The organism is Kribbella sp. NBC_00359 (assembly GCF_036097425.1).
Classification (GTDB): domain Bacteria; phylum Actinomycetota; class Actinomycetes; order Propionibacteriales; family Kribbellaceae; genus Kribbella.
Genome location: NZ_CP107975.1, coordinates 6,540,866 through 6,554,420 on the forward strand (window position 1 = coordinate 6,540,866; position 13,555 = coordinate 6,554,420).

General features: G+C 68.3%; 14 protein-coding genes. 6 read left to right on the top strand and 8 right to left on the bottom strand.

Going from position 1 to position 13,555, the window contains the following annotated elements; all coding sequences use genetic code 11:
• From OG876_RS31900 to OG876_RS31920, 5 genes are all read left to right on the top strand, one after another.
• Positions 1-888: a carbohydrate ABC transporter permease gene (locus OG876_RS31900; protein WP_328520381.1), complete on the top strand. Its 888-nt coding sequence runs from the start codon at positions 1-3 to the stop codon at positions 886-888.
• A complete protein-coding gene (locus tag OG876_RS31905; RefSeq protein WP_328520382.1) occupies positions 885-1,697 on the top strand; it encodes a carbohydrate ABC transporter permease in 813 nt (270 codons plus the stop codon). The genes OG876_RS31900 and OG876_RS31905 overlap by 4 nt, the downstream gene beginning before the upstream one ends.
• The gene (locus OG876_RS31910; RefSeq protein WP_328520383.1) at positions 1,694-2,632 is read left to right on the top strand and encodes an alcohol dehydrogenase catalytic domain-containing protein; all 939 of its coding nucleotides are present in this window, start codon (positions 1,694-1,696) and stop codon (positions 2,630-2,632) included. The genes OG876_RS31905 and OG876_RS31910 overlap by 4 nt, the downstream gene beginning before the upstream one ends.
• Before the next feature lie 16 nt (positions 2,633-2,648).
• A complete protein-coding gene (locus OG876_RS31915) occupies positions 2,649-3,518 on the top strand; it encodes a helix-turn-helix transcriptional regulator (RefSeq protein ID WP_328520384.1) in 870 nt (289 codons plus the stop codon).
• 70 nt (positions 3,519-3,588) lie between these two features.
• Complete coding sequence (locus OG876_RS31920; RefSeq protein ID WP_328520385.1) at positions 3,589-4,473, top strand: aldo/keto reductase; 885 nt, start codon at positions 3,589-3,591, stop codon at positions 4,471-4,473.
• 1 nt (position 4,474) lies between these two features.
• Here OG876_RS31920 and OG876_RS31925 read toward each other — a convergent pair whose 3' ends face one another.
• Positions 4,475-5,344, bottom strand: coding sequence for an LLM class flavin-dependent oxidoreductase (locus tag OG876_RS31925; protein WP_328520386.1), 870 nt, complete (start codon positions 5,342-5,344; stop codon positions 4,475-4,477).
• A gap of 107 nt (positions 5,345-5,451) precedes the next feature.
• On the opposite strand from OG876_RS31925, the gene OG876_RS31930 reads away from it, so the two are divergent.
• A complete protein-coding gene (locus tag OG876_RS31930; protein WP_328520387.1) occupies positions 5,452-6,921 on the top strand; it encodes an alpha/beta fold hydrolase in 1,470 nt (489 codons plus the stop codon).
• Between the two features lie 9 nt (positions 6,922-6,930).
• Here OG876_RS31930 and OG876_RS31935 read toward each other — a convergent pair whose 3' ends face one another.
• From OG876_RS31935 to OG876_RS31965, 7 genes are all read right to left on the bottom strand, one after another.
• Entirely contained in the window at positions 6,931-9,039 is a 2,109-nt protein-coding gene (locus OG876_RS31935) for a catalase (RefSeq protein ID WP_328520388.1), read from the bottom strand.
• An 85-nt stretch (positions 9,040-9,124) separates the two neighbouring features.
• Positions 9,125-9,424 (bottom strand): hypothetical protein, encoded by a 300-nt coding sequence (locus OG876_RS31940; protein WP_328520389.1) that lies wholly within the window; start codon positions 9,422-9,424, stop codon positions 9,125-9,127.
• Positions 9,425-9,509: 85 nt separating this feature from the next.
• A complete protein-coding gene (locus OG876_RS31945) occupies positions 9,510-9,845 on the bottom strand; it encodes an STAS domain-containing protein (protein WP_328520390.1) in 336 nt (111 codons plus the stop codon).
• Positions 9,838-10,602 carry a GAF and ANTAR domain-containing protein gene (locus OG876_RS31950; protein ID WP_328520391.1) on the bottom strand — a complete coding sequence of 255 codons (765 nt, stop codon included), beginning with the start codon at positions 10,600-10,602 and terminating at the stop codon, positions 9,838-9,840. Before OG876_RS31950 ends, OG876_RS31945 begins: the two co-directional genes overlap by 8 nt.
• Positions 10,603-10,657: 55 nt before the next feature.
• The gene (locus tag OG876_RS31955) at positions 10,658-11,836 is read right to left on the bottom strand and encodes a PP2C family protein-serine/threonine phosphatase (RefSeq protein ID WP_328520392.1); all 1,179 of its coding nucleotides are present in this window, start codon (positions 11,834-11,836) and stop codon (positions 10,658-10,660) included.
• A complete protein-coding gene (locus OG876_RS31960) occupies positions 11,833-12,627 on the bottom strand; it encodes an alpha/beta fold hydrolase (protein WP_328520393.1) in 795 nt (264 codons plus the stop codon). Before OG876_RS31960 ends, OG876_RS31955 begins: the two co-directional genes overlap by 4 nt.
• A 52-nt stretch (positions 12,628-12,679) precedes the next feature.
• Positions 12,680-13,531, bottom strand: a complete 852-nt coding sequence (locus OG876_RS31965) for a phosphotransferase family protein (RefSeq protein ID WP_328520394.1) — start codon at positions 13,529-13,531, stop codon at positions 12,680-12,682.
• Positions 13,532-13,555 lie beyond the last annotated feature (24 nt).

The window sequence follows — 13,555 nt, forward strand, 5'->3', positions numbered from 1 at the left end:
GTGGCGAACCGACTCCGGAAGGTACGGCGGCCCAGGCAGTGGAGCGCGCTGCTCTGGGTCGCGCCGGCGTTCGCGATGTACGCCGTGTTCGTGCTGTACCCGATGCTTCAGTCCGTCCAGTACTCGTTCTACGACTGGGACGGCATCGGCCCGTCGAGGCCGGCCGGGCTGGACAACTGGAAGGCGATCTTCACCCGGCCCGAGTTGCTGCACTCCGTGGAGCACGCATTCATCCTGATCTTCTTCTACACGGTCCTGCCGGTCGGGCTCGGGCTCGTCGCGGCCTCACTCATCCGCGAACTCCGGCCGAGCGCGTTCAACACGACCGCCCGGGTGGTGCTGTTCATTCCGCAGGTGCTGCCGCTGGTCGCGGCCGGCATCGCCTGGACCTGGATGTATTCGTCGAACGGTCTGGTCAACCAGGTCCTGCGCGCGGTCGGCCTCGAAGCCCACACCCGGGCGTGGCTCGGTGACTTCACGTTCGCCCTGCCCGCGGTCGGCGTGATCGGGGTCTGGGTCATGCTCGGCTTCTGCACGGTGCTGCTGCTGTCCGGCATCGGCAAGATCGATCCGGCGCTGTACGAGGCGGCCCGGCTGGACGGCGCCGGACGGATCAGCGAGTTCTTCGCCGTGACGCTGCCCGGGCTGCGGCGGGAACTCGTCGTGTGTACGACGTTCACGATGATCGCGGCGCTGGCGAGCTTCGACATCATCCAGATCTCGACCCAGGGCGGCCCCGGCTACCAGACGATGGTGCCCGGCGTGCAGATCTACCGGCTGACCTTCCTGCAGCAGCACGTCGGCCAGGCCTCGGCCCTCGCGGTGTTCCTGGCCGCGCTCGTCCTGGTCCTCATCTGGCCGATCCAGCGTCTCGGGAGGGAGAGATGACGGCCCGCGGCGTCACGCGCACCGGCATTCTGCTCGCGCTGATGGTGTTCGCGATCGTGCCGCTGCTGAGCATGTTCACCACGGCGCTCGCGGCGCCCGGCAGCTCGCCCCAGGGACTGATGTGGCCGAGCGACCCGCACTGGCACAACTTCGTGGACGCGTGGAACGCGGCGAACTTCCTCGCCCTGTTCCGCTCGAGCACGCTGATCGTGCTGGGCGTCGTCCCGGCCACGGTCGCCATGGCCACCGCCGCGGGCTACGCCCTCGCGCAGCTGAACGTGCCCTTCGGCAAGGCGATCTACAGTCTGCTGATCGTCGGGCTCACCCTGCCGTTCGAGGCACTGATCACCCCGATGTACTACGACCTCCGGAGCATGGGCCTGCTTGGTACGAGGCTGGCGATCGTGCTGCCGCTGATCGGACTGCTGATGCCCTTCGGCGTCTTCTGGATGCGCGCGCACTTCCTCGGCGCCGAGCCGGCGCTCACAGAAGCCGCGAAGGTCGACGGCGCCACCACCTGGCAGACGTTCCGCCGCGTTCATCTCCCACTGGCCACGTCCGCGTGGTCCGCGTTGGCCGTGCTCTTCTTCCTGGCCAGCTGGAACCAGTACCTGCTGCCGCTCGTCCTCGTCGACGACCCGACGAAGCGGACCGTGGCCGGCGGGCTGGGCGCCTTCGAGGGCCAGTACGGCACCGACATCGTGCTGCTCTGCGCCGGATCGCTACTGATCATCCTGCCCTCGTTGGTGATCTTCCTGATCTTCCAGCGCAACTTCGTCAAAGCCCTGATGCAAGGAGCCGTGAAGTGACGTACGTAGCCCGCCGCAGCGTCGTCGTCGCACCGGCGACCTCGCAGCTCGAGAAGATCGAGGTCCGTGCGCCCGGCCCAGGCGAACTCCTGATCCAGGTGGTGGCGAACGGCCTGTGCGCCAGTGAGCTACCGGCCTGGTCGCGCGGTCCTACCGACGGCGCCCCGCTGACTCTCGGGCACGAACCGGTCGGCCGGGTCCTCGAAGTCGGCGGCGGTGTCGAGGCGATCGCGATCGGCGACCTCGTCACCGGCCGGCTGGCGGATTCGTTCGCCGAGCTGATCGTCGTACCGGCCGAGGACGCTGTCGTCGTCCCGCCCGGACTCAGCTTCGAGGCGGGCATCGGTGAGCCGCTCGGTTGCGTCGTCGAGGCGTTGCGGCGCGCCCGGCTGGACACCGGCGATCGCGTTGCTGTGGTCGGGGCCGGCTTCATGGGTCTGTGCCTGATCCAGTTGCTCGCCACCAGCCCGATCGGCGAGCTCGTCGCGATCGACGGACGGGAGGATGCCAAGCGCGCCGCACTCGCGTACGGCGTTTCCGCCGCGCTCGACCCTGATGACGTGGCCCAGCTGGCCGATGCGTTCGACGTGGTGTTCGAGGTGAGCGGGACGCAGGGCGGCCTCGACCTGGCCGCCACGCTCACGCGATCGGGCGGCACGCTCGACATCGTCGGTTACCACCAGGGCGCGCGTACGGTCGACATGCAGGCCTGGAACTGGAAGGCCCTCGACGTCGTCAACGGCCACGTCCGGGACCAGCGGCGGCTCACCGACAGCATCCGCCGTGGCCTCGACGTCGCCGCCAGCGGTCGGATCGACTACGCGTCGCTGTTCACGCACCGCTATGCACTGAGCGACCTCGACCGGGCGTACGCCGACCTTCGCGCCAAGCCCGACGGTTTCGTCAAGGCGCTGATCGTGCTGAGTGGGGAATGAAGATACGGTCGATGACGTGGACAACCGCAAGGACGTACATGACTTCCTCGTCAGCCGTCGCGCCCGGATCACGCCGGAGCAGGCGGGCCTGCCGACCTACGACGACAAGCGGCGTGTCCCCGGGCTGCGTCGCGAGGAGGTCGCCTCCCTCGCAGGCGTCAGCTTCGACTACTACGCCCGGCTCGAACGCGGCAACCTCGCCGGAGTCTCCGAGCCAGTGCTCGAGGCGCTCGCCGGTGCGCTCCGGCTGGACGACGCCGAGCGCCAGCACCTGTTCGGCCTGGCCCACGCGGCGTCGGCACCGGTCCGGTCGGCCAGGGCGAAGAAGACACCGGCCAGAGTGCGACCCAGCGTCCTCGCGATCATCACCGGCATGACCGGTACGCCGGCGTACGTCCGGAACGCCCGTATGGACATCGTCGCCGCGAACGACCTCTGCGTGGCCCTGTACGACGGCGTCCTCGACACGCTGCCCGTGAACGTGGCGCGGTTCGTGTTCCTCGATCCGCGGTCGGCGGGGTTCTTCGCCGACTGGAACACCGTCGCCGACGATCTGGTCGCGGCCCTGCGTCGCGAGGCGGGGCGCAACCCCGAGGACAGGGCTCTGAGCGACCTGATCGGTGAGTTGAGCACTCGCAGCGATCCGTTCGCCAGCCGTTGGGCCCGGCACAACGTCCGTGTTCACAGCACCGCCCGCAAGCGCCTGCGTAACCCCGTCGTCGGCGAGATCGAGCTGACCGGTGACGCGCTCGAGCTTACCGGCGACGACCTGATCGTCATCGCGTATTCGGCCGAGGCGGGCAGCCACGCCGAGGACCAGCTCAAGCTCCTGGCCACCTGGTCCGCCACCGAGCGGCAGCAGACAGATCGGGCTTCACAGTCCTGAACCAGGTACTGCCAATGCGTGGTTCGGCAGTCACTCCCGCGTCGGAGTGAGCGTGTCTAGCGTGGCTTGCATGAATGCTCCTCTGCTCAAGCTCAACAACGGCGTGGAGATGCCGGCCATCGGCTTCGGTGTCTTCCAGACGCCGCCGGACGAGACCATCGCCGCCGTCGAGACCGCGCTGGCCACCGGCTACCGGCACGTCGACACTGCCGCGGCGTACCTCAATGAGCGCGAGGTCGGCGAGGCGATCCGTCGCTCCGGTCTCGACCGCTCCGAGGTCTTCGTCGAGACGAAGGTCTGGATCACCGACTACGGCTACGACGAGACGTTGCACGCCTTCGACAAGAGTGCCGGCAAGCTCGGGATCGAGCAGATCGACCTGCTGATCCTGCACCAGGCGTTTCCCGGCGAGTTCGAGTTGACGATCGGCGCCTACAAGGCGCTGGAGACGCTGCTGGCCGACGGCAAGGTCCGCGCGATCGGGGTCAGCAACTTCATGGCCGACCACCTGGCCCGGTTGTTCGAGACCACCTCGGTGGTGCCGGCCGTCAATCAGCTCGAGGTGCACCCGTACTTCCGCCAGTCCGAGGTGCTGGCGGTCGACGCCGAGCACGGGATCGTGTCGCAGGCGTGGTCGCCCATCGGTGGGATCACGTTCTACCGCGAGGGTTCTCACGGCAGCACCCTCGAGGACGCGACCATCAAGGAGATCGCGGCGGCACACGGCAAGACGCCCGCCCAGGTGATGCTGCGCTGGCACCTGCAGCAGGGTCGTCAGGCCATCCCGAAGTCGGTCACCCCCGCGCGGATCGCGGAGAACCTCGACATCTTCGACTTCGAGCTCACGGCCGATCAGCTGACCGCGATCGACGCGCTCGACACCGGCGTACGCGGTGGTCCGAAGCCGGAGCAGATCACCCGCGAGAACTTCGGCATCGTGATCCCCGAGGCCTGAGTCAGCTCAGGCCGGCCGCAGCGGCGATCAGCTCGATCTGCTGGAGGTCGGGATTGGCCGGGAACAGGATCAACTCGTCGCAGCCCGCCGCGGTGAAGCCGGCGACGGAGTCGGCGACTGCCTGCGGGGTGATGAGGGCGCTGCCCACGACCCGGTCGACGTACGCACCGGCGAAGCTGTAGTAGTCGCCGAGATAGCTCCGCGCGTGCTGCTCGGCCTCGTCGCCGAGGCTCACGTATCCGATGGCGACCAGGCGCGGCTCGCCTTGACGCCCTGCCTCGCGCCACGCATCCCTCGCCTTATCAGCTGCCGCGGTGAACACGTCCGGTCCGCCGGCGCCGAGGATCCAGCCGGCGCCGTACTCGGTCATCCGGCGGAAGGCGGCCGGAGACCCGCCACCGATGAGCAGCGGGGGACCGCCTGGTCGCACCGTGGCCGGCCCGATCGCACCGGCGTGCCCCCGCGGCTCACCGGCCCACACCGCTCGCATCTCGGCGAGTTGTGCGTCGAACACCTTTCCGCGCTTCTCGTACGGCGATGCCGTCGCCTCGAAGTCGTCCGGGCGCGATCCCACCGCGATGCCGACCGTCAACCGGCCCTCGGAGAGGCGATCCACGGTGGCCAACTGCTTGGCCAGCAGCGCACCGTTGCCGCGGTACGGGCCGATCATGATGGCCGTCGTCAAGCCGATCCGCCCGGTCACCGCCGCCGCGGCGGCAAGCGTCGGGATCGGCTCCAGATTCCCGTACACGATCCGGTCGAGCGTCCCGAGGGTCGAGAACCCGGCCTCCTCGGCAGCCCGCGCCCAATCCAGGACCAGCCGTCCGCGAATCCCCGGAATCGTGGACGGCAGACCGATACCAACATCCATCAGAGCTCTCCCTGGTTCGCAGTGTTCGAGGCCTTAACCAGACTGCACCTTCGTCTTGACTCTGTCTCGGGTCGCGAGGAGGGTCGAAGGCGGGGGTGGGGATTCCGATGAAGATCCGACGTATTCGCAAGGTCCTGGCTGTGCTGGGTGCCGGCGTGCTCGCTTCGACGACGTTCGTGTCGGCGGCGCAGTCCGACACCGCGACCTCGCCGTACCACATCGACTTCGCGCCTTGTCCGGGATCGGCGGTGGTCCGGTGCGGCACGCTGCGCGTGCCGGCGGACTGGTCGGATCCGAAGGGTCCGAAGATCACCGTTGCCGTGGCGCGCCGCCCCGCCGACGACCCCGCGCACAGGATCGGCACGCTGTTCTACAACCCCGGTGGGCCGGGCGACGGCGCCGTCGACAACGTCATCGACGCCGATACCTTCTTCTCCGCCACGCTGCGAGCGCGCTTCGACATCGTCGGCCTCGATCCGAGAGGCGTCGGTGCAAGCACCCCGATCAGGTGCGGCGTGCCGGCGCTCACCCCCGACTACACGTTCTTCCCGCGTACGCAGCAACAGTTCGACGCGATGGTCGCCCACAATCGCGCGGTCGCGAAGAGCTGCCTGCAGCAGACCGGCCCGCTGTTCCTGCATGCGGACACCGTGAGCGTTGCCCGCGACCACGAGGCCGTGCGCATCGCCCTCGGCGTCTCGAAGGTGAGCTGGCTCGGGCTGTCGTACGGCGTGCAGGTCGGGGCGCAGTACGCCCAGCTCTACCCGAACCGCACGCGAGCCATGGTCCTGGACGCTGTCCTCGACCACAGCCTCGCGGAGGTGCAACTGACCGCCGATGCGGTCAAGACCGTGGAGGAGGCGTTCGAGCGATTCGCCGACTGGTGTGACACCGCCCCCGACTGCGTCTTGCGGGGACAGGATGTCCGTGCGGTCTACGACAACCTCGTCCAGAGTGCCGACCGGAATCCGATCCCGGTCGAAGGAGCCCTGCGCCCCGTCAGCGGCGACGACATCCGGATGAACACGCCGAACTGGCTCGCCGCGAAGACTCCCAACGCCCTCGCCCCCGAGCTGTCCTGGCCCGTGTTCTCGGAGGTCCTCCGGCGAGCCGTCGCCGGGGACGCCCAGTTCTTCGCGTTCCCACCGCCTGGGGGTCCGACCGACTTCCTCTTCGCCCGGATCGCGAATCACTGCGGTGACTACGTGGCCGACATCCACACCTTCGCCGAGATGCAGCAACGCATCGAGATGGCGCGGCAGTTGGCGCCGCACCTGCAAGGTGGCTCGGAGTTCTGGCAGGGCGGCCTCTGCATCGGCTATCCCTTCAAGGTCGCCAACCCACAGCGCAGCCTGAACGTGAAAGGCGTGCCCACCCTCATCGTCCACGCAACCCACGACCCGTCCGTCTCCTATCAGTGGGCCTTCGGCCTGGCTGCCCAGATCCACGGCAGCAGCGTCCTCTCCCGCCTCGGCGACGGCCACACCTCCTACTACACGTCAGCCTGCGCCCGCGACGCGACTGACCAGTTCCTCCTCACCAAGCGGTCCGCCGCAGCCCCCGTCTGCACCACGTAAAACCGCCCCTTACTCGGTCATCACCAGCTTTGAGCGGGCCCAGGCGCGGTGGAGGCCCAGGGCGGCGAAGAGGTCGGTGGTGTACGGCTTGGCGATGGTGTCACCGAGGATGATGCCGGGGGCGGTGGTGTCGATGCCGGCCGCGGTGAGGACCTTCGCGCCGTCACCCCAGGCGCCGATGACCTTGCAGTGCCGGAAGAGTTCGCCGAGCAGGACGGTCAGTTTGATGTCGCTCAGTGAAGGGTTGCCTGCGGCAACTACGAGGGCGTCGTACTCGATCGAGCGGGTGGTGAGGAAGGTGCGATCGACGGTCTGGGTCGAGCGGCCGCGTTTGATCATGCCACCGGACGGTGCGAGCAGGCGGAGGACAGCGCCCTGGGCCTCGACGGCTCGGCGGAGTTTGGTGATGCCGGCGAGGTCGGCTCCGTCGGTCGCGACCACGCCGATCACGCGGCCGGCGATCGGACCGGGGGTGGTGACGATCTGGGACAGCGCGGGGGAGGGGACCGGATCTGTGACCGGAGTGCCCTTCGGTGCGGGCAGGCCGAGGCCGGCGGCGACCGCCGTACACAGGTCGGCGTCGACGTTCGCGAGTACGCCGAGCATCCGCTCGCGGATCGCCTGCTCGTAGCACTTGCTGAGCTCGAAGGTAAAGGCCTCGATGATGTGCACGCGTTCGATCGCGGTCATGCTCGCCCAGAACAGCGTGGCCTGGGAGAAGTGATCGGAGAACGACGCGGGATTCGCCCGCACCTTGGGCCCGCTGACCTCGCGCGGAACGTGGACGAAGGCGCCCTCAGCCACCTCGGCCGGGACCGGCTCGCCCTCCTGCCCGAGGCTGTTGGGCAGGTACGGCGCGACGCCGCGATGGACCGCGGTCTGGTGCATCCCGTCGCGGAGGTTGTCGTTCACCGCGGCGTGCGGGCAGTTGATCGGCAAGTGGGTGAAGTTGGGTCCGCCGAGCCGGGTCAGCTGGGTGTCGAGGTAGGAGAACAGACGGGCCTGCATCAACGGGTCGTCGGTCACCTCGATCCCGGACACCAGGTTCCCGGTGTGGAACGCGACCTGCTCGGTCTCGGCGAAGTAGTTCGTCGGGTTCCGGTCCAGGGTGAGCTTGCCGACCAGCTGTACCTCGCAGAGTTCCTCGGGCACGATCTTCGTCGGATCGAGCAGGTCGATGCCCTCGAAGGTCTGGTCGTCGGAGTCGGGCATGATCTGCAGGCCGAGCTCGAACTCCAGTGGTGCGCCGTTGGCGATGCCGTCGGCGAGGTCGCGCCGGTGGAAGTCGGGATCGGCTCCGGCGGCGAGCTGCGCCTCTTCCCAGACCAGCGAGTGGATGCCTGCCACCGGCTTCCAGTGGAACTTGACCAGACAGGTCTCGTCGTTGGCGTTCACGAGCCGGAAGGTGTGGACGCCGAAGCCCTCCATCGTGCGGTACGAGCGGGGGATGCCGCGATCCGACATCGCCCACAGGACGTGGTGGGTCGCCTCGGTGTGCAGCGAGACGAAGTCCCAGAAGGTGTCGTGGGCGGTCTGCGCCTGGGGGATCTCGCGGTCCGGGTGTGGCTTGCCGGCGTGGATGATGTCCGGGAACTTGATCCCGTCCTGGATGAAGAAGACCGGCATGTTGTTGCCGACCAGATCGAAGTTGCCCTCGTCGGTGTAGAACTTCACCGCGAACCCGCGGACGTCGCGAACCGTGTCCGCCGAGCCGCGCGAACCGAGGACGGTGGAGAACCGGACGAAGACGGGCGTCTCGCGCCCGCGCCGGAGGAAGCCGGCCTTGGTCGCGGAGCCGGCGTTGCCGTACGCAACGAACGTCCCGTGGGCCGCCGCGCCACGCGCGTGCACCACCCGCTCCGGAATCCGCTCGTGGTCGAAATGAGTGATCTTCTCGCGCAGATGAAAGTCGTCCATCAGGCTCGGCCCCCGCGGACCGGCCTTCAGGGAGTGATCGGTATCCGGGAGCCGGACGCCTTGCGCGGTGGTGAGGAGCGAACTGGTCTGCAGCCGGCCCTCGGCCGCTTCGACCGGGTGCTCCTCGGGCTGCTGTGCGGGTGCGGCCGGCGCTGCGCTGGCTCCGCGGGGTGCACGGGAAGCTTTGGGTTTCGGTGGCATGGGACTCCTCAGGAACGGTGCGGTCGGCTCCCGGTACCCGCGCTCACACGGTTGCCCTGGCACCGGATGGCGCTGACCGCACGAGTCAGGGCTGTCCTGGTCCCCATGGCTGGAGGGGCATGGGGCAGATCGGGTCCGTGGCGGCGTCGTTCAGGTCGTAGGCCACGAAGGGGCAGCGGGTGCAGTAGAGGAGGCCGTCGGCCGGGTCGCTGAGGAGGTCGTGACCGTGGCCCGGGCCGGCGGCTGGGCAGGTCGTGTTCTCGATCTCGGGGCGGTCGGTGAAATGCGCGCCGCACAGGAGACAGACCGGGATCGTGCTGGAGCGCCCCATCCGGGAGAGTTCCACCACTCGATGGCCGTTGATTTCAGCGAAGAAGTCGGTCACGACCCTCTTTCCCCGGAGAAGATGTGGGCGCTGGCTCCCCAGTGCCCCGCGCCGCGATTTCTACGCACCCCAGCAAACGGATGACCTAGGCCGGTTCAGGAATGTCGTCGCGGATGACGAGGAGACGGTGCAGCATCGTCAGCTTGATCGTCGACTCGAGCTGCGGCCGCAGCCGTGCCAGGCACAGGTTGCCGCCGGCATCCTCGGCCAGTTTGTGGAGCCTGACGAAGATTCCGAGACCGCTCGAGTCACAGAACGCCAGCTCCGCCAGATCCAGGATCAGGGAGCGCCCGGCCTCAGCCAGCGGCTGCACGACCTTCAGGAAGCCGGCCGTGGTGCCGAAGTCCAGCTCGCCGGAGACCCTGACCACGATGTCCGCCCCGCGGTCCAGTACGTCGACGGACAGGTGCTCGTCACTCACCGTGCGTGCCTCGGAGCTTCCGGGTGTCGATCAGTTCCTGCGCGACATCGCGCAGTTTGGTGTTGTGCTGCTGGGAGTAGCGCTTCAGGATCTCGAACGCGCGGGTCTCGTCCAGGTCGAAGCGCTCCATCAGAATGCCCATCGCCTGGCCGACGAGCTTGCGCGCGTCCACCGCCGCGGCCATCGTCTCGTCGTCCCGCGCCGAGGCAACGGCCACCGAGGCATGCCGAGCCAGGATGTGGGCGATCGCTTCGTCGTCCGCGGTGAACGCGTTCGCTCGGGTGTTGAACAGGGACAGCACGCCGATGAGCTGCTCGCTGGCCCACATCGGCACATGCAGTGCCGATCCGACCCGGTACTGCGTCACCCGTGCGGTCCACGCCGGCCACCGCGTCTCGGTCCTGACCTCGGCGACATAGACCGTGACTCCTTCGGTGAGCGCGGTCAGGACCGGACCCTCGCCGATTTCGCACTGCAGTTGATAGAGGTCGCTGACCAGGGGGTCGGTAACCGCGGCGATCTCCCGGCTGCCCCGCAGCGTGAGCATGACACCGGCGTACGAGCAGGCCTCCGCCTGGAGGGCGAACTGCACGACTGCCTCGACCGTCTCGAGCATTCCCTCCGCGTCGTGGAGTTCGACCGCGAGGCGGGCGAAGGCATCCGCTCCGAACGCCGCAGGGTCGTCCGCCGCGGCCACCTCGGCCGGCGGGTTCACGCTGTGGCTCCGAACGCCGGAGAGCCGAGCTGAATCGTCCATGCGCATATGATGCCTCGCCCCGGAAGGCCGTTCGGACACACGGCACGGAATCAGTTCACAGATCGTCGCCCAGGCGAATCGGGGCTCCGAGGGCGAGCAGAGCGGTGTCGTCGGCCAGCCGTGGCCCGAAGCCGGAGAGCACGTCGGAGAGTGCTCCGACGAGTGCATTCGGTGACGTTCCGGCGTACTGAGTGGCAAGCGTTCGCAGGGATTCCGGGCCGTAGAAATCGCCGTTGACCCGCGCTTCGGTCAGTCCGTCGCTGTAGAGCAACAGCATGTCGCCCGGCTCGAGGGTGACGTCGGTCTGCGGGAACTTCGAGGACGGCAGGATGCCGATCAACGTGCCATCTTGGCTGAGGAGGAACTCGCAACGTCCGTCCGCGCGCACCAAGAGCGGTGGCGGGTGACCGCCCGACGCGAACCGGACGACGACCTGGCCTGTCACGGGGTTGCTCCGCAGCGTCCCGAAGACCGCCGTGCAGTACCGCAGGTCTCCGCCGGCATACCGCTCATGCAGTACGGCGTTCAGCGTCCCGAGCGCCGCAGCCGGGTCATGCATTGCCGCGGCTCGCAACGTGTACCGAGCCACCGAGGTCACCGCGGCGGCCGCAGGCCCTTTGCCGCACACATCGCCGAGGAAGAAGCCCCACCGTTCACCGTCGATGGCGAACACGTCGTAGAAGTCGCCACCGAGTTCGTCGGGTGACGCCGTGTGGTAGTACGCCGCGGTGGCCAGTCCCGGCACCTTCGGCATGGTGGCCGGGAGCAACGATTGCTGCAGGACGGCCAAGGCGTCCTGCAGCCGGGCGCGATCCGCCTCCGCCTGGCGCCGTGCCTGCTCGGCCGCCTGGCGTTCCCGCAACAGTTCTTCCTCGTACGCACGCCGGATGTGCGCGTCGAAGATCGTCGTCCGGATCAGCACCGGCTGGTCGTTGTCGTCGTACCTGACGACGGACGACACCAGGATCGGCATCCGGGCACCGCCGGCCTGCTTCAGCTCGAGGGCGACGCCGCTGACCTCGCCTTGCATCCGCAGCAGCGGAGCGAAGTGGGTCTCGTGGTAGAGCTTGCCGCCGACGGTCAGCAGGTCGGGGAACCGAAGCCGTCCGACCACCGCATCCCGAGGCAGGCCCAGCCAGTCCAGCAACGTGCTGTTGACCTTGACGATCGTGCCGTCCATCGACGTCGACAGGAGGCCGCAGGGCGCGGCGTCATACGCCTCCTCGTCGGTCACCTCAGGTCCGCGAGGAAGTCCACGATGGCCTCGTTGGTGGCGTCGGGTGCCGACAGGTGCGGGCAGTGACCGGTGGCGTCCAAGGTGACGAGGGTCGAGCCCTCGACGGCGGCGTGCACGTATGCGCCGACCTGTCGCGGGGAGATGACGTCCTGGGCCGATTCGAGGATCAACGTCGGCACCCGGACCGTGGCCAGGTCGGCACGGGAGTCGGACAGGAACGTCGTCCGCGCGAAGACGCGGGCCATCGCGGGATCGGTGGCGCAGAAGCTGTTCGTCAGTTCCTCGTTGAGCTCGGGACGGTCCGGCGTACCCATGATGACCGGGGCCATCGCGGCGGACCAGCCGAGGTAGTTCGACTCCAGCGAGCTCAGCAGTTCGTCGATGTCCTGGACGCTGAAGCCGCCCTGGTACTCACCGTCATCGACGTAGCAGGGGGAGGGGGCGACCATGACCAACGCGCCGAAACGTTTCGGATCCTTCTGCGCGGCCAGTACGCCGATCATCGCGCTGACCGAATGGCCGACGAACACCGCGTCGGTCAGGTCGAGCGCGGCACACACCTCGACCACATCGTCGGCGTACCCGCCGAGCGTGGAGTAGCGCTGCTCGTCGAACGCCGACAGGTCGGACCTGCCGGAACCGACATAGTCGAAGAGCACCACCCGGTGATCCGCGGCCAAGGCAGGAACAGTCAGCCGCCACATGTTCTGGTCACAACCGAACCCGTGAGCCAGCACCACCGCCGGCCCGTCCGGATTGCCGGTGACGACCACGTTATTCCTGCGCACGATGTCCACCTGGCCATCCTCGCAGCCGCGTCCAGCCCGGGGAGATCGACTGCTACGGGAAGAGCCAGTGCAGGGCTCGGAGGCACTTGTCCGTGTAGCGGGTCCGTCCGGTCTCGAGTCCGAAGGCGAGGTCTTCGAAGACGCTGCACCGGGCGTAGAACATCGCCCGGTCGACCAGCTGATCGGTCGCGGCCGATCCGTACTGCGCGAGCGCCGCCGCGAGTGCGTCCGGTCCGAGATCCCGGTAGATCAGGCCGAAGTCGTTGGCGCGGTCGACCAGGGCGGCATCGGTCCAGTCGATCACCCCCGTGACCGCTCCGGACCCGGGGTCGACCATGACGTGTTCGATGCCGAGATCGTTATGTGAGAACACGAGCGAATCGGACTCCGCCGGTGGGTCCGCGGCGAGAAAGCCGCGGATCGCCGGCCGACGGCTGCCCGGCACCTGGTCGCGGACGGCCTCGAAGGTTTCGGCGGCCTCCTCGAGCCAATCGCCCAGCGGCACGACATCGGGTGCCACCAGACCGTCGAACGCCTCAGCCGGAGCCGAGTGCAGCGCAGCCAGAAACGCCCCCAACTGCTCCGCCACCAGGAGCCCGTCGTACGGCGCGTCCGGCTCGATCAGCGGAATTCCCCGCACCATTCGATAGGCCAGACACCCCTCGTCCGCCTCGACGAAGAGCGGCTCGGGGACTGCCAGCGGCGAGATCCCCGCGACCACTTCGAGCAGCCGGGCCTCGCGCTCGACCTGAGCCGCCGCGACGTCCTTGGCGAACCGGACGACGATGTCGCCGTTGACGACGTACGCCGTGTTGTCCATCCCGGCCCCGATCAGCTCGACACCCTCGACCCGCCACCCCGGCAACCGCCTGCCGACCAGCTCGCGAACCCTGACGTCATCCACAGCCAGATCCTCCCCTCCGCTTCA

Excerpts from the sequence above, each read along its gene's own strand:
- OG876_RS31935 (WP_328520388.1), bottom strand. The coding sequence starts at position 9,039 with ATGCCACCGAAACCCAAAGCTTCCCGTGCACCCCGCGGAGCCAGCGCA.
- OG876_RS31950 (WP_328520391.1), bottom strand. The coding sequence starts at position 10,602 with ATGGACGATTCAGCTCGGCTCTCCGGCGTTCGGAGCCACAGCGTGAAC.
- OG876_RS31930 (WP_328520387.1), top strand. The coding sequence starts at position 5,452 with ATGAAGATCCGACGTATTCGCAAGGTCCTGGCTGTGCTGGGTGCCGGC.
- OG876_RS31905 (WP_328520382.1), top strand. The coding sequence starts at position 885 with ATGACGGCCCGCGGCGTCACGCGCACCGGCATTCTGCTCGCGCTGATG.
- OG876_RS31925 (WP_328520386.1), bottom strand. The coding sequence starts at position 5,344 with ATGGATGTTGGTATCGGTCTGCCGTCCACGATTCCGGGGATTCGCGGA.
- OG876_RS31920 (WP_328520385.1), top strand. The coding sequence starts at position 3,589 with ATGAATGCTCCTCTGCTCAAGCTCAACAACGGCGTGGAGATGCCGGCC.